14 protein-coding genes and 1 pseudogene are annotated in these 14,774 nt (G+C 57.8%); 9 read left to right on the top strand and 6 right to left on the bottom strand.

Annotated features, from left to right (window positions below; translation table 11 throughout):
* Nucleotides 1-40: 40 nt before the first annotated feature.
* Both BM235_RS07830 and BM235_RS07825 read left to right on the top strand, forming a co-directional pair.
* Nucleotides 41-1,810, top strand: coding sequence for an ABC transporter ATP-binding protein (locus BM235_RS07830; RefSeq protein WP_090111357.1), 1,770 nt, complete (start codon nucleotides 41-43; stop codon nucleotides 1,808-1,810).
* Nucleotides 1,803-3,584, top strand: coding sequence for an ABC transporter ATP-binding protein (locus BM235_RS07825; RefSeq protein WP_090111355.1), 1,782 nt, complete (start codon nucleotides 1,803-1,805; stop codon nucleotides 3,582-3,584). The genes BM235_RS07830 and BM235_RS07825 overlap by 8 nt, the downstream gene beginning before the upstream one ends.
* Nucleotides 3,585-3,796: 212 nt before the next feature.
* On the opposite strand, the gene BM235_RS07820 is transcribed toward BM235_RS07825, so the two are convergent.
* From BM235_RS07820 to BM235_RS07810, 4 genes and pseudogenes are all read right to left on the bottom strand, one after another.
* Nucleotides 3,797-4,405, bottom strand: coding sequence for a DNA-3-methyladenine glycosylase I (locus BM235_RS07820; protein WP_090111353.1), 609 nt, complete (start codon nucleotides 4,403-4,405; stop codon nucleotides 3,797-3,799).
* Nucleotides 4,402-4,767 carry an LmrA/YxaF family transcription factor gene (locus BM235_RS32500; RefSeq protein ID WP_255374295.1) on the bottom strand — a complete coding sequence of 122 codons (366 nt, stop codon included), beginning with the start codon at nucleotides 4,765-4,767 and terminating at the stop codon, nucleotides 4,402-4,404. Before BM235_RS32500 ends, BM235_RS07820 begins: the two co-directional genes overlap by 4 nt.
* Before the next feature lie 90 nt (nucleotides 4,768-4,857).
* Nucleotides 4,858-5,013 (bottom strand): annotated as a pseudogene (locus tag BM235_RS32495) (TetR/AcrR family transcriptional regulator); the annotation flags it as partial.
* Nucleotides 5,014-5,059: 46 nt separating this feature from the next.
* Nucleotides 5,060-6,142 carry an alkene reductase gene (locus tag BM235_RS07810; protein WP_090111350.1) on the bottom strand — a complete coding sequence of 361 codons (1,083 nt, stop codon included), beginning with the start codon at nucleotides 6,140-6,142 and terminating at the stop codon, nucleotides 5,060-5,062.
* 272 nt (nucleotides 6,143-6,414) lie between these two features.
* Here BM235_RS07810 and BM235_RS07805 point away from each other — a divergent pair, with 272 nt between their 5' ends.
* From BM235_RS07805 to BM235_RS07780, 6 genes are read left to right on the top strand one after another with little or no spacing between them, the layout of a single operon-like run.
* Nucleotides 6,415-6,630, top strand: coding sequence for a hypothetical protein (locus BM235_RS07805; RefSeq protein WP_090111347.1), 216 nt, complete (start codon nucleotides 6,415-6,417; stop codon nucleotides 6,628-6,630).
* 27 nt (nucleotides 6,631-6,657) lie between these two features.
* Nucleotides 6,658-7,440: a hypothetical protein gene (locus BM235_RS07800; protein ID WP_090111346.1), complete on the top strand. Its 783-nt coding sequence runs from the start codon at nucleotides 6,658-6,660 to the stop codon at nucleotides 7,438-7,440.
* Nucleotides 7,437-8,639, top strand: a complete 1,203-nt coding sequence (locus BM235_RS07795) for a glutathionylspermidine synthase family protein (RefSeq protein ID WP_090111332.1) — start codon at nucleotides 7,437-7,439, stop codon at nucleotides 8,637-8,639. The genes BM235_RS07800 and BM235_RS07795 overlap by 4 nt, the downstream gene beginning before the upstream one ends.
* Nucleotides 8,636-9,310, top strand: coding sequence for a hypothetical protein (locus tag BM235_RS07790; protein ID WP_090111330.1), 675 nt, complete (start codon nucleotides 8,636-8,638; stop codon nucleotides 9,308-9,310). Before BM235_RS07795 ends, BM235_RS07790 begins: the two co-directional genes overlap by 4 nt.
* On the top strand, nucleotides 9,310-9,702 hold the full coding sequence (locus BM235_RS07785) for a DUF350 domain-containing protein (RefSeq protein WP_090111329.1): 393 nt from the start codon (nucleotides 9,310-9,312) through the stop codon (nucleotides 9,700-9,702). Before BM235_RS07790 ends, BM235_RS07785 begins: the two co-directional genes overlap by 1 nt.
* A gap of 59 nt (nucleotides 9,703-9,761) precedes the next feature.
* Nucleotides 9,762-10,787: a potassium channel family protein gene (locus tag BM235_RS07780; protein WP_090111327.1), complete on the top strand. Its 1,026-nt coding sequence runs from the start codon at nucleotides 9,762-9,764 to the stop codon at nucleotides 10,785-10,787.
* 91 nt (nucleotides 10,788-10,878) lie between these two features.
* Here BM235_RS07780 and BM235_RS07775 read toward each other — a convergent pair whose 3' ends face one another.
* Nucleotides 10,879-11,424 (bottom strand): TetR/AcrR family transcriptional regulator, encoded by a 546-nt coding sequence (locus tag BM235_RS07775; protein ID WP_090111325.1) that lies wholly within the window; start codon nucleotides 11,422-11,424, stop codon nucleotides 10,879-10,881.
* Between the two features lie 185 nt (nucleotides 11,425-11,609).
* Between BM235_RS07775 and BM235_RS07770 the strand changes: the two genes are divergently transcribed.
* Nucleotides 11,610-12,551 (top strand): alpha/beta hydrolase, encoded by a 942-nt coding sequence (locus BM235_RS07770; protein WP_199408921.1) that lies wholly within the window; start codon nucleotides 11,610-11,612, stop codon nucleotides 12,549-12,551.
* 96 nt (nucleotides 12,552-12,647) lie between these two features.
* Here the strand turns inward: BM235_RS07770 and BM235_RS07765 are convergent, their stop codons facing one another.
* Entirely contained in the window at nucleotides 12,648-14,708 is a 2,061-nt protein-coding gene (locus BM235_RS07765) for a beta-galactosidase (RefSeq protein ID WP_090111323.1), read from the bottom strand.
* Nucleotides 14,709-14,774: the final 66 nt, after the last annotated feature.

Genomic DNA, 14,774 nt, shown 5'->3' with positions numbered 1-14,774 from the left:
TTGCGACTTCAGAACTTACAGGAACAGGTGGTCAATCAGCATGTTTGAAGTCAAGTGGTTGTGGAAAAACCTGGAGGGCAACCGTGCAAGATATATCCTCGCGCTCTGCCTATCCGTCATCGGGTCGTCCCTGACGATCGCGAACCCGTACCTCAGCCAGCGCATCGTCGATACGTTCATCGCCGGCGACGACGCGGTGCAGAATCTAACCGGGAAGCGCGGCCTGCTCATCGCGCTCTGCCTGGGCATGATCGGCTTTTCGCTGCTGCGCACGGGGCTCGCGTACGTGACGATGATGCAGTACGAGCGCGCCTCGCAGAACATGCTCTACAATGTCCGCATCTTCCTCTACAACCAGATCCAGCGTCAGGACCGGGAGTACTTCGACCGCAACCGTACGGGCGACCAGATGACGCGGATGACCGGCGATCTCGAGATGGTCCGGCATTCGCTCGCATGGATCGTGAAGACGATCGTCGAGTCGCTTACCATTTTCATCGCGGCCGTCAGCTACTTTTTCTACATCGACGCGGCGCTCACGTGGTGGCTGCTCCTGCTCGCGCCGCCGATCTTCGTCACGGCCTACCTGTTCGCGAAGCGCGTCCGTCCGATGTACGTGGGACTGCGCGAGCGTCTCTCCCAGCTGAACTCCTCCACCCAGGAAAATATCGCGGCGAACCGCGTCGTCAAAGCGTTCGCGCGGGAGGAATACGAGATCGAGAAGTTCCGCGAGCGCAACGCGAACTATCAACAGGCGAACAAAGCCGCCGCGATGGTGTGGCTCGACTACTTCCCTTATCTCGAGTCGTTCGCGCAGGCGTTCAATGTCGTCCTTATGATCGCGGGCGGCATCCTGGTCATGAACGGCCGCATCACGTTCGGCGAATTCGCCGCGTTCTCGGCGCTCATCTGGGCGATCTCCAACCCGATGCGCAACATCGGCATGATCATTAACGATATCCAGCGTTTTTTCGCCAGCCTGACCAAGGTCGTCGAGATCTACTACGCGATTCCCAAGATCGCGGGCGGGCGCAAGACTGGCGCCGGCGAGCGCTTTGAAGGCAGCATCCGGTTCGACCGCGTCACCTTCAAGTACGATAGCGCGACGGTGCTGAGCGACGTCAGCTTCACCGTCAATCCGGGCGAGACGGTCGCGATCATGGGACCGACCGGCGCGGGCAAGACGACGATCGTCAATCTTATCCCGCGCTTTTACGACGTCACCGAAGGACGCGTGCTGATCGACGGCGTGGACGTGCGCGAGCTGGATCTCGGCGAGCTGCGCACCAATGTCGGCATCGCGACGCAGGACGTGCTGCTCTTCTCCGACACGATCGACGGCAACGTCGCGTTCGGCGATCCCGAGCTGCCCGAGGACGACACGGTGAAATACGCCAAGCTGGCGGCGGCGCACGACTTTATCCGCAAAATGCCGGAGGGCTACGACACGATCATCGGGGAACGGGGCGTCGGGCTGTCGGGCGGGCAGAAGCAGCGTCTCGCGCTCGCGCGCGCCATGGCGGTCGCACGGCCGATCCTCATCCTCGACGACACGACGTCCGCCGTCGATCTCGAGACCGAGGCGCATATCCAGGACAGCCTGAACCGGCTGGAAGCCCCGTGCACGAAGATCATCATCGCCCAGCGCATCTCCACGACCGCCAAGGCCGACCGCATCCTCATCCTGGACGCCGGGCGCGTGATCGAAGAAGGCACGCATGCCGAGCTGCTGGCGAGACGCGGGTATTACTACGAAGTGTTCATGCTGCAGAACGAAGGCATCGAGAGGCAGGTGGCGGCCAATGGCTAGAAATAAATTCGACATCGACGAGAATCTGGAGTCCCCGTTCGACATCCGGCATTTCAAACGCGCGCTCGTCTATATCAAGAAACAGAAGCGGCCGATGATCGTCGCGCTCGCGCTCAGCGTCCTGTCCGCCGGCATCGGGCTCACGGCGCCGCTCATCACGCAGCATATCGTCGACGTGACCATCCCGGCCAAGGCGGTCGGACCGCTCGTCGGCTGGTCCGCGCTCATGCTGGCCACGATCGTGATCAGCGTCGCGCTGGCCGCCGTCCGAGGACGGATCATGACGAGCGTCGGGCAGGACATCATTTTCGAGATCCGGTCGGACCTGTTCAAGCATCTGCAGGCGTTGTCCTTCAAGTACTACGACGACCGCCCGCAGGGGAAAATTCTGATCCGCGTCGTCAACTACGTCAACTCGATCTCCGACGTGCTCTCGAACGGCATCATCAACTTTGTCCTGGAAATATTGAACCTCGTCTTCATCGCCGTCTTCATGTTCGCAGTCGACGTCAAGCTGTCGCTCGTGACGCTGGCGGGACTCCCGGTGTTCGCCCTGTTCCTGCTGCTCATCAAGAACAAGCAGCGGCGCTCCTGGCAGGCGGTGTCCAACAAAAACTCCAACCTGAACGCCTACACGCAGGAGAGCATCAGCGGCGTCGGCGTGACGCAGATCTTCACGCGGGAGGACCGCAACGAAGCCATCTTTACCCGCCTCGCAGCGAACTACCGCCACGAATGGATGCGCGCGATCCACTTTAACGCCATGATCCCGTTCACGGTCGATAACCTGGCGACGCTCGTCACCACGCTGATCTATATGGTCGGATTGCTGGCGCTGAGCCCGCAGGACGTGACGTTCGGCGTCATCCTCGCGATGAGCAGCTATGCGGCGCGCTTCTGGCAGCCGATCCTGAACCTATCGAACCTGTACAACGGCTTCGTCAACTCCGTCGCCTACCTGGAACGGATTTTCGAGACGCTCGACGAACCGGTATCGGTCAAGGACGCGCCGGGCGCGAAGACGCTGCCGCAGCTCCAGGGCCGCGTGACCTTCGATAACGTGACGTTCGGTTACGATACGGGCTCGAGCGTGCTGGAGAACCTGTCGTTCGACGTCCGGCCGGGCGAGAGCATCGCGCTGGTCGGCCCTACGGGCGCAGGCAAGACGACGGTCGTCAATCTGATCTCCCGCTTCTACGACGTCACGGGCGGCCGCATCCTGGTCGACGGGCACGATATCGCGCAGTCCACGCTCCAGTCGCTGCGCAGCCAGATGGGGATCATGCTGCAGGACAGCTTCATCTTCTCGGGAACGATCCTGGACAATATCCGCTACGGCCGCCTCGACGCGACCGAAGAAGAGGTCGTCGCAGCGGCCAAAACCGTGCGCGCCGACGCGTTCATCCGCGAATTCGAGCACGGCTACCTGACGGAAGTGAACGAGCGCGGCTCGAAGCTCTCGCAGGGCCAGCGGCAGCTCATCTCGTTCGCGCGGACCCTGCTCGCCGACCCGCGCATCCTGATCCTCGACGAGGCGACCTCGTCGATCGACGCCAAGACGGAGCGGCTGCTCCAGCAAGGCCTGAACGAGCTGCTCAAGGGGCGCACGTCCTTCATCATCGCCCACCGGCTCTCGACGGTCCGCAACTGCGACAGGATCATGTACATCTCGGACAAAGGCATCGCGGAGGTCGGCTCGCATGACGAGCTGATCGCGAAGCGCGGGCTGTATTACAAGCTGTATACCGCGCAGAAGATGGAGATGGTCGTGTAAGGGGCAAGATTTCCCGATGCATATAAGCAAACGAAAAAGCGTCCGTTATTGGGACGCTTTTTTCGTTTGCTCATGATGATGCATGGATTCGATCCGTCTCACGACTGCCTCGGCTTTCCCGGAAAATGACGAGGTCCGCTCCCCCCACGACGCCCGAAATGCCGGCTATGTTTTTTGCGGGACGCACGTTGGCATACAGGTTGAAGGCTGTCCTATCCAGGACGCCGGAAATGCTTGCGCGCAGCTTCGGCCTCTGCGCGGATCGCGCAATCCTCGACATGGTCGTTGATCAGCCCCATCGCTTGCATGAACGCATATACCGTCGTCGGCCCGACGAATTTCCAGCCTTGTTTTTTGAGCGCCTTCGACAGCGCGATCGATTGCGCCGAGGTCGATGCGGTCTGCGGCTTGGCCAGCTGACTTGCGTCGGGCTCGTACCGCCAGACAAAAGCGGCCAGAGAGCCTTCGCGCTGGATAAGCTCCTGCACCCGCTGCGCATTGTTGATCACTGCCTCGATCTTGCCGCGATGCCGGACGATGCCTTCATCCGAGAGCAGACGGTCGAGGTCCTCCTGTGTAAAGCGCGCGATTCGCTCGAAGTCAAAATGATGGAACGCCGCGCGGAAGTTCTCGCGTTTGGCAAGAATCGTACGCCAACTCAATCCGGATTGGAAGCCCTCCAGGCTTAGCTTCTCGAACAGCCTTCGATCGTCGCCGACCGGAAATCCCCACTCCGTATCGTGGTAATGGAGAAACTCCGGTGCGGCAGCGCACCAGCGGCAGCGCGGCCGACCGTCTTGTCCCGCGATCGTCGCGCTCATCGGCCCGCACCCGCTTCCTGCGCAGACTGCGCGGCGCTCGCCGTACAGCTCAACCAGGCATGCATCTGCTCAACCTCATGCTTGATGAATCCTTCATATCCTTCATCCTGAAAAGCTTGCGCCAGCGTAGCGACGCCTTGGCTTCGGGCGAGAAGATGCATCGCCAGCTCGTCGGCCTTTGCTTCGAGGCCGAGCGACACGAACTGCCGGCTCAACCAGGAGCGAAACAGGAACAACAGCTCGTTCGCTTCCGCCCTAGAGGCATGATTCAACTTCGCCAGCTCCGTGCACAGCGTGCCTACCGGACAGCCGTACATTTTAATGTCGGCAAGATTCGCGATCAGCATATCGATGAAGCTCATGATACGATCCTCCGGCCGTTCTCCGTCAGCTTCCCATTTTGCGAGCATGTTCCGGGTGTTCTCTAGTCGCAATTGGATTACGGCAGCCAGAATTTCGTCCTTGGATTTGAAATGATAATAGAAGTTTCCCTTTGAAATTTGAACGAAATCGGCAATATCCGAAAAGGAGGTATGCTCATAGCCTCGCTGATAAAACAGCCGGTCGGCCGACTCCACAATATACTCGCGCGTAATTTTCCCCTTCATGTCGAACACCTCCGTAGCCGACCGCACCTAGGATAGTCGACTTGCTTTATGCTTGCTCGCCGCTGTAAAAGGAATAGTCGATATAGCCTGCTTCGCCGCCTTGATAGAATGTGGTTCGATCAGCTTCGTTTAACGGCAACCCCTCCCGATAACGCCTTACCAGATCCGGGTTGGCCAAGAAAGGAGTTCCGAAGGCAACCAAGTCCGCGTTTCCGCTACGGACCGCCGTTTGGGCACGAGCCAGATCATAGCCGTTATTGGCGATATAAGAACCGGAATACTTCGAACGCAAAGCACGATAGTCCACTTCGCTGTCCTTTATCGTCATATCACCTTCAAGCACGTGCAAATACGCCAATCCTCGCGGACTTAACTGCTCGACGAAATAGGAGAAGTGCGTCTGCGGGTTGGAATCCGACATGGAGTTGAACCGATTCTCCGGTGTCAAGCGGACGCCTATCCGCTGCGCCGGCCACACCGTGCCAACCGCATCGAGAACTTCGTTTAAAAGGCGCATACGGTTCTGCACACTTCCGCCATACGCATCGGTGCGGCGGTTGCTGCCGTCACGGAGGAACTGATCGATTATATAACCATTGGCGCCATGCACTTCTACGCCATCGAAGCCCGCGTGTCTGGCCATCTCGGCGGCGTGTTTGAATTGCGCGACAAGCTTCGGAATCTCAGAGATCTCAAGCTCGCGCGGCGTTACATAATCGTGCTTGCCGGTATATGTATAGACTTGGCCCTCAGGCCGAAGCGGAGTCGGCGCCACCGGCGTCGCGTTGTCCGGCTGCAAGCTCGGGTGCGAGATGCGTCCGCAATGCTGCAATTGAACAAATATCTTTCCGCCAGCCGCATGCACCGCATCGGTCAAGCGGACCCAGCCGGCAACCTGTTGCTCCGTGTAAATCCCCGGAGTTAACGGATAACCGATCGCCTCGGGCGAGACGGGGACGGACTCGGTGATGATGAGACCGGCACTGGCCCGTTGGCGGTAATAAGTCACCATCATTGGCGTTACGACACCTTGCGCGTCAGCGCGATTGCGAGTCATCGGCGCCATGACCATCCGATTGGCCAGCGTCAAATCGCCCAATTGAACAGGCTCAAATACGTCTTTTTCCATCACGATCAATCATCTCCTTTAAATTATAAATCAAAATTAGGACGATCGTCAAAATCAGTTGAATTTTAGCACGATCGTCCTAATCCGTCAAACGATAAGGCTTTCACCTCTTCCGATGCCGCGTGCCTGTTCCGTGCCTTCTGAAGGAGCTTCGCTGCTTCAATACTTAAATGCCTCGCTTCTCCTATTTTTCAACAAGTATTGACAACTCTTGGAACCCTCGCTTACTGTAATCGTTGGAAGATAATTATAACCGGAAAGGTGGGCAACCGTTGGATAACGGGATCGCCGTCATTCTATATAAGAAGGACTTGGACGACAATCTGGTCCTCGTCGATGAACGCACATGGACGCTGAATATGATCGCTTCGCTCGAGCATGTCAACTACATCACGATCTCCGGACAGGAGTACGAGACCGAGGAGGGCCGGCTGAATCTCGACAGCGGCAAGCTGGAGATTTTAGTGACGCCGACGGAAAACGTTTGATCGATATACCGATAGGAGGAAAAGCGGTTGAAGCCCGAGCATAGGCCGGAGGAACCGGTCAAAAACAAGCTATTTTCAAAGGACAGCAGGCCGCTGCGCACGCTGTCCACTTCGCTAGGCATCGCGCTGCTGGCCAATGCGGCCATCGGACCCGTCGCGTATTCGGCGGCCGCGTCGCCAAGCGCTTCCGCGGGCGAGCAGCCGCAGCTCGTGACCTGGTCGTCCGAAGCAGTCAAATCCTACTTCGACCCGGCGGTGGATTGGAATATCCCGCTGGTTCCGGGCGAAGACGATTGCGTCCAAGACAATGCCGATAACAAGAGCGCGCAGGATCCTGCCGTTCCGTGCGAGGCCGCCCCGACAACCGGCACGGGCACGGCCGTACAAAGCGGATCGAGCACCGTCGTCGTTAATAACCACTACGGTTCGGGTCTCGGCTGGGACGATCTGATTCTCTACCATCTTCTCTTTAATAACGGCGCGTCCTACTCCACGACGTCCTGGTACAACTCGCATACGACCTATTATGCCGGGACCAGCAAGCCGTACAAAGCGAAGAAATATACGGCCGACAGCTTCCAGAGCAAGCCCGTGGTCGGCTCCTCCGTACGGCCGAAGTCCGTAGACAAGAGCGGGACGGTCACGCGCCGCTCCTCCTCCTCCCAACCCGGCGGGATCGGGAGCAAATCCAGCGGCTTCAGCGGTTCGTCGTCCGGCAGCTCGAAAAAATCCGTCTTCGGTTCTTCCAAATCCAGCTCTTCGTCGAGCTCCAAGAGCTCCCGTTCCTCCTCGGGCGGCTTCGGCGGATGAGTTCCGTATTCGAGGTACGGGGGCGTCCGCATGCCGACCGTGCCGCGCGGGTCGCGCAGCTTGAGGCGCTCGGGTTCACGTGGGCGGACCTAGAGGAAGAGGAATATTGGCTCGACCAGCTCGTCGCGATGCCGCCCGCGCTCTACGCCGAGCTGGTACAGGCTTCGGCGGCGCTGTGGCGCATCCTGGACAAGACGGTGCGCTTCGTCGCCGGCAAGCATGAATTTTACGAGCTGCTCGGCATCCCCGATATTTTGTGGGACACGCTCGATCTGCTGCCGCTGCCGCCCGAAGGGCGGATCAGCCGGTATGCCCGCTTCGACTTCGCGATCGGCGACGATGGCGCGATCAAGCTGCTGGAGCTGAACGCCGATACGCCGACCGGATACGTCGAAGCGGCCGTAGCGACGCCTTGGCTTTGTCAGGAAGCGGGAATCGATTCCCCTAACGGGGCGATGGCCGCTCAGGTCGCCGCCGCATGGTCGGTCGAACGTCCGGAGGCTGTAGCCTGCATGGCTTATGGCGAACATCTGGAAGATTCGGGGACCATTGAAGCCCTGGTGCGCCACAGCGGGCTTGACGCCCGCTGCGTCGATTGTCTTGAGCTATGGGTGGAAGACGGCGTGCTGAAGGACGGCGAAGGCGTTCCGATCCGGCGCATGTTCGCCTTATACCCCAAGGAGTGGCTGGCCTTCGACGACGGCGGGGAAGCGCTGCTCTACGCGATCGATAGCGGCAATCTGACGTTGTTCAACGGGCCGCACAGCATTATCCTGCAATCGAAAGGACTTCAGGCCGCCGCTTGGGGACTGTTCGAGCTGGGGCTGCTGTTCGACGAAGAAGAACGGGAAGCCATCGAACGGTACATGCTTCCTACTTATAATTCGCCTGTGCTTGAGGATAACTTCGTCTCCAAATCCATGTTCGGACGCGAAGGCGGCTCCGTACGCTTGTACGACGAACGGGGCGAGCTTGAGCTTGCGGACGAGGACGGCTTCGATACGAGCGCCATGTTCCCGCTGGTCTATCAGAAAAGAGCCGAGCTGGCGCGCATCAAAACTGCCGCAGGCGAGTTCCGTCTGCTGACGGGCATGTTCATGCTGGACGGCAAGCCCAGCGGCGTGCTGGGACGGGCAGGCGGACTGATTACAGGCAATACGAGTCATTTTATCCCCGTAGGAGTGAAAGAGCCTTTATGACCGATCGACATTCAAACCGGCCTGCGCCGGGGCGCAAGCTGCCTCGCGTACGAAGCAAATTCCCCGTCTTGGCGGCGCTGGCGCTGCTCGTGCCGCTTCTTGTCGGCGGGTGCGCAAGCGACCAGCCATCCGTCTTCAAAAACTCGGCTACGTCCGCCGTATCCGGCGACGCAAGCCGGATCCCTTGGGACTACAAGCTGGTAGAGGGAACGGTAGGCGACCTGATCGGCAGCGACATGACGATCTTGCCCGATAACGCGCTGCTGCCCAATGACGGCAATTTTGCGACAGGCGACAAGATCTGGACGCTGCAGTATATGAGCGCCGACATGACGACCAACGACAGCGGCCGCAGCGAAGTCAAGCTGTCCGCCTGGACGCCGATCAAATCCTATGCCAAAGAGAGCGCGGCGAAGGCGGACATTGCGGAACTGAAGGTCTCGCTGAAGACGACGGTGCCGTTAGTCGGCGTATACAAAACCTCGTATCAAGGAAAAACGCGCAACTTCGCCGTGCTCACGCTGCCCTCAGGGAACCAGCTCAAGCAGCCGATCGACGACGAGCGCTTTAATCAGCTCAAAAGCTTGAAAAAGGTGCCCATCATGGTCGAAGAGGTTCACGACTTTGCCGATTACGATTCGGCATACGCAAAATTCAGGGGGTGGGCGTAATGGTTGTCGTCACCAATATTATCGTCAGCGTTATCGTCATTATCGTTCTGCAGCTTCTCGGCATGCTGATCTTCAGCTGGATGACGCCGTTCAAGGATATGGAAGAACTGCGCCGGGGCAATGCGGCCGTAGGGTTGGCCTTCGGCGGCAAATTTCTGGGCACCGCCATCATCCTCGGCGTGTCCGCGTACACGAATTCGACCATCTGGGATATGATGCTTTGGTTTGCGGTCGGTTACGTCTGCCTGGTGGCCTCCTATTGGATCTTCGAACTGGCGACGCCGAAGCTGAAGATCTCGGAGCATCTGCAGCAGGGCAACCTGGCGATCGGCATTTTGCTCTGCTGCGTCTTTTTAGGGACCAGCTTTGCGGTGAGCAGCCTGATCGTATAATCGCCCTACGCTTAGCATTACGCCTGAATCGATCCTGTCCATAAGAATGAGGAATCCGCATGCACTTTTTTCTAAGATTGCTGGTCAGGACGATGCGCTTCAAAAATACGTCCATTGCTTTAACGGCGGCCCTCTTCATCCTGTTCAGCGCCTCGGCCGCCTTTTTGCTGGAGCCCGGCACGTTCCGCAACTGGTTTAATTCGCTGTATTGGGTGCTGACGACGATGTCGACGGTCGGATACGGCGATTATTACGCGAAGACGGCGCTAGGCAAGATGCTGACGATCTTCCTGTATATTTTCGGCATCGGCTTGCTGAGCGTTCTCATCGGCAAGGTCCTCGATTCGATTGCGTTCATTCAACGGCAGAGGGAGGCCGGCCTGTTGAGCTTTCAAGGCAAAGATCACTTTATCATCATAAATTGGGGCAAAAAAGCGCAGTATGCCGTAGAAGAAATCTTGGCCAGGTTGCCCGATGCGCAGATCGTCATCGTCGACGAGATCGATCGGCATCCCATGCAGCGGCACAGCAACGTCCACTTTATCTGCGGGGACGCTTCCGCCGAAGAGACGCTTGAAGAAGCCGGACTTAAGACTGCGCGCGCTGCCATCGTCTTTGCGGACGCCCGGATCGAGGAGGCGGCGCTGGCAGACGGGAAGACGCTGCTGATCGCCTCAAGTTTGGAGCGAATCGCGCCCGATATCCATACGACCGTAGAGATCATCCAAGAGAAAAACATTCAGAACTTTCGTTATATCAAAGTCAACGAGTTCGTGCTCTCCTATGACGCGATCTCTCGGCTGGCTGCGCGGGCGGCCATGAAAGAGGGCAACGCGGACATCTTCAACCAGCTGCTCAGCCGCCAGCACGGGGACGATATATACGAAGTGCCCGTTCGATCCGAATGGCTAACGTACGGGGACGCCTTCAACGATCTGCTGGAGCGCGGGGCGACATTGATCGCCGACAGGAACGATCTCGGCATCAATCGCAAGCTCCGTGAGCCGATACCGGCCGGCGCAAAGCTGTATATCGTAGCCGATGAAGCGACCTATCGCGCCATCGCGGGCAAGCCGGTTGTTTGACGCACGCCACTCAACGATAAGCACCGAAATTAAAAAAAGCGACAGCCCTGGACTGAAAAATAATGTCCTGGACCGTCGCTTTTTTTATTCGTTACAAATTCCTCTCAAACAACAATCCGAGTTGTTCGGCCAAGACATGATGCGGGATCGGCTTGTCATTCATAAACCACCATTCGACTACCCCGACGAATGCGGATGCGACAAACCTCACGATTACCTCTTCCTTTAATCCCTGGTTTTTCCCATCGGCGACGTCCACCTCTTGCGTAAATTGTTCGATCAGAAAGTCGAGGAACCGATTGCGGAAATAAGGAGCGCCTTTACTCGCAAGCATTAACGAAAAGAAAGAATAATTTCGTTCGAAATATTCGGTCCATAGCGGCGAGCCGCTAAAATAGTCCAGATTCGCTCCCGCTATACAAATTTCCCGGAGCTCGTTGATATGCGACTCGACAAGCTTATCCAGCAGATCAAATTTATCTACATAATGAAGGTAAATCGTCCCCCGACTCACATTGGCTCTGTCGGATATGTCTTGAATCGTAATGTCGTCGAAATTCTTTTTAGACATCAAGTCGATAACCGCGCTCTTAATCGCTTCTTGCGTTTTACCTATTCTTCGATCCACTTTAGACATCGAATCACCGAACTTTCAGAAAAAATAATATACAATATTCAAGCCTTTGTTCACTAATTAACAAAATAAGCTGATCTAACAATTGCGGATATGGTAGGCCCAGATATAATTATAAACGTGTTAACAAATAGGTCAAGGTTTACTACTGAACAGATGTTAATTAAAAAAATTGGAGGAATTATACCATGCAGAATTACATCAAAACGGATGTCGCCTTCGATAGCGCCGGTTTGAAGATCGCCGGCCATCTATACGCGCCCAAAGAAGATTTTGGCGGCCGGCTCCCTGCGATTGTCGTCGGCCATCCCGGCACCGGCGTTAAGGAACAGACTGCCGGACTCTACGCGAAACGTCTTGCCGAGCAAGGCTTCGTTACGCTTACCTTTGACGCGGCCTATCAGGGAGAAAGCGAAGGCGAGCCGAGGTGGTTAGAGGATCCCGCGCACCGCGTGGAGGACTTTAAGGCCGCAGTCTCGTTTCTGAGCGCACATCAGGCAGTCGACCCGGATCTCATCGGCGTTCTCGGCATCTGCGCCTCAGGCGGCTACGTCATTCCCGCCACGGCTTTTGACCACCGAATTAAGGCCGTCGCCACTGTCAGCGCGGCTGACATCAATCTTCAATTCCAAAAAGGCAGCGCTGGCAATCAGGACCCTGCCATCTTCAAGAATATGCTTGACGCGGCGGCGGCGGCCCGCAGCTCGGAAGCACGCGGGGAAGGCGTCGGCAGGTTTCCGATTTTTCCCGAGACCGAAGACCAAGCTCGCGCAATGGATGATCTGCACGCCTTCGAGGGTTGGGAATATTACTGCACCGACCGCGCGCAGCACCCGCGCTCAGCTCAATTTTTTACCTGGAACAGCATAGACCGCATCGCGTCCTTCGAAGCGTTCCGGTTCATAGACCGAATCGCTCCTCGTCCGCTTCTCATGATCGCCGGAACTGAAGCGGTTACCTCTTGGATGACGACCGAAGCCATTGCGAACGCGCGAGAACCCAAAGAACTGTCCTGGATAGATGGCGCCACCCATGTCGATCTTTACGACAAAGACGAGTACGTATTGCCTGCGATTACGAAGCTCTCGGCGTTTTTCCGTACAAATCTGTCCCCATCCGGCTTAGCTTAAGTTCGACCCCAATAACTCCCCATATATAAAACCAGCGGCAGTCTTGGACTGAAAACAAAGTCCTAGACTGCCGCTGGTTTATTTAATGATCTTCATTTATGCGTTAAGCTCCACGATCATCACGCCATACGCCGGCAGCTCCCGCTCGCCTTCCAATTGCTCTCCCGTCAACAGCTCGCGCGCCGCCTTCTTGAAGCGAATCGCCGCGGGCTTGTCGGCGTAGTTCAGCAGGAAGAGATAGCTTCTCTCCCCTGCGGACCGAATGCCAAGCTCGACCTCGGCCGGCGCATCCAGCAGATCGGAAGCCGGAGACGCGAGTCCAAGCGAGTCGATCAGCGCATCGACGACCGGTTCACTGTAAGCCGCACCGTAATACCAGGCCTTTCCCTGGCCTGCCGCGCGCTTCGTCAACGCAGGCGCTCCTGCGTAGTATTCGCTCGCGTATTCGGCTACGACCTCGGTGCTCGGATCTTCGACGCGCAGCACTTCGTTGAAGCCTTCCGCTTTCGTGCCTGCCGGCAAGCGGCCTTCCTTCCATTGCAGCTCCGCTGCGGATACGGTGCCCTTGATTAACGTGAAGTCTTCCACGTTGATCCCGCAAAGCTCGGCCACCGGACCCGGGAAGGGCCGCATATAGCAGTGGCCGTCCAGGTTTTTGTAGCCGGTGCGCGCGCCGAAAAAGAGCTGCCCGCCCTGCTCGACGTACTTCGTAAGCAGCGCCGCCGTCTCATCGCTCATAATCGCCGGATGCGGATATACGATGACCTTGTATTTGGCCAGATCCGCCAGCGCGGTCGCCTGACGCAGCGTGATCACGTCCGCGGGAATATGGCGGTACTGCAGCTGCTTATACCACGCTCCCATGCTCCGCCAGCGCAGCGGACCGTGCCACTCGTCAAACTCCCCGTCCCACGTATTGTCGTAATCCTGCAAAATCGCCACTTCCGCCCGGTACACGGTTCCGGCGATCGCAGCGCCGATTTTCCGGAACTCGTCGCCGACCTGCGCCACCTCGCGCACTCTGCGATTGGGCTGGTTATGATAGTCGTTGATCCCGTGCCAGTAGATCTCGGTGCCGAACGTGGCCGTCCGCCAACGGAAGTAGACGAGCAGGTCGGTGCCGTGCAGAACGGATTGATACGACCACAACCGGATCTGTCCCGGCCTTGGCGCGCCCATGCCGATTCGGTTCACCCAGCCGCCCGGCCCGGATTGCTGCTCCATGACGCAGAAGTTGGGCGAGATCGACCGGACATTGGACAGGCTCATGCTCCAGCCGCGATCGCGAAGCGGCTTCTCTTCATCGCTTGGAGAGATCGTCGAGAACTGCGGGTACGAATCGTAAGAAAAGAAATCGAGCACCCGATCCGTTAATTCATGATTGTCCAGATGGCCGAACGTGCCGTTCGTCGTCACCCAGTGCTGCGGCGCAAGCTCGCGGATGATATCGGCCTGCAGCTTCGCGAACGAGATCGTGTTGTCCGATATAAATCGCTTTTCGTCCAGCGCCAGATGCGGATTCGGCGAGGGATTGACCATTGGCCGCGTGAGATGTACCTGCTCCCAATCGGTATAGGTCTGGCTCCAAAAGACGGTGCCCCACGCTTTGTTCAAGGCGGAGAGCGAGCCGTAACGCGCCTTCAGCCACTCGCGGAACGCGACATGATCGGCTTCCGCATAGAAAACGTTGGTCTCGCAGTTCAGCTCGTTGTCGATCTGCCAGCCGATAACCGCGGGATGATCCTTATACGCCTCCACCATGTTGCTCACGATGCGCTCGCACAATTGCCGGTAGAGCGGGCTGCTATAATTGTAGTGCCGCCGCATGCCGTGCCGATATAGAACGCCGTCCACGCTTGCGTTCAGCACCTCGGGATACTTGTGCGTCAGCCAGGCGGGCGGCGTCGCAGTCGGCGTGCCGAGAATTACCTGGATGCCGTTCGCGTGCGCCAGATCTAATGCCCGAACAAAAAAGGAAAAGTCGAAACGTCCTTCTTCCGGTTCAAACATGGCCCATGCGAACTCCGCCAGCCGCACGACCGTGATATTCATCTCCCGCATGCGCCGGAAGTCGTCTTCCCACAGTTCCTCCTGCCAATGCTCCGGATAGTAGCAGACGCCCAGCCGCAGCTCGTCCATTCGGATCGATTTTGCCATCGCTTTCTTCGGCTCCCCTCGCTTGTCGATACCTTCATTTTAGAGGAGTCACGGCCGCGCTTAAAT

Source organism: Cohnella sp. OV330, from assembly GCF_900112065.1.
Taxonomy (GTDB): domain Bacteria; phylum Bacillota; class Bacilli; order Paenibacillales; family Paenibacillaceae; genus Cohnella.
Note: the sequence above shows the minus strand (reverse complement) of the source record. Positions and strands in the feature narration are given on the sequence as shown.

Excerpts from the sequence above, each read along its gene's own strand:
- BM235_RS07830 (WP_090111357.1), top strand. The coding sequence starts at position 41 with ATGTTTGAAGTCAAGTGGTTGTGGAAAAACCTGGAGGGCAACCGTGCA.
- BM235_RS07825 (WP_090111355.1), top strand. The coding sequence starts at position 1,803 with ATGGCTAGAAATAAATTCGACATCGACGAGAATCTGGAGTCCCCGTTC.
- BM235_RS07820 (WP_090111353.1), bottom strand. The coding sequence starts at position 4,405 with ATGAGCGCGACGATCGCGGGACAAGACGGTCGGCCGCGCTGCCGCTGG.
- BM235_RS32500 (WP_255374295.1), bottom strand. The coding sequence starts at position 4,767 with ATGAGCTTCATCGATATGCTGATCGCGAATCTTGCCGACATTAAAATG.
- BM235_RS07810 (WP_090111350.1), bottom strand. The coding sequence starts at position 6,142 with ATGGAAAAAGACGTATTTGAGCCTGTTCAATTGGGCGATTTGACGCTG.
- BM235_RS07795 (WP_090111332.1), top strand. The coding sequence starts at position 7,437 with ATGAGTTCCGTATTCGAGGTACGGGGGCGTCCGCATGCCGACCGTGCC.
- BM235_RS07790 (WP_090111330.1), top strand. The coding sequence starts at position 8,636 with ATGACCGATCGACATTCAAACCGGCCTGCGCCGGGGCGCAAGCTGCCT.
- BM235_RS07785 (WP_090111329.1), top strand. The coding sequence starts at position 9,310 with ATGGTTGTCGTCACCAATATTATCGTCAGCGTTATCGTCATTATCGTT.
- BM235_RS07780 (WP_090111327.1), top strand. The coding sequence starts at position 9,762 with ATGCACTTTTTTCTAAGATTGCTGGTCAGGACGATGCGCTTCAAAAAT.
- BM235_RS07775 (WP_090111325.1), bottom strand. The coding sequence starts at position 11,424 with ATGTCTAAAGTGGATCGAAGAATAGGTAAAACGCAAGAAGCGATTAAG.
- BM235_RS07770 (WP_199408921.1), top strand. The coding sequence starts at position 11,610 with ATGCAGAATTACATCAAAACGGATGTCGCCTTCGATAGCGCCGGTTTG.
- BM235_RS07765 (WP_090111323.1), bottom strand. The coding sequence starts at position 14,708 with ATGGCAAAATCGATCCGAATGGACGAGCTGCGGCTGGGCGTCTGCTAC.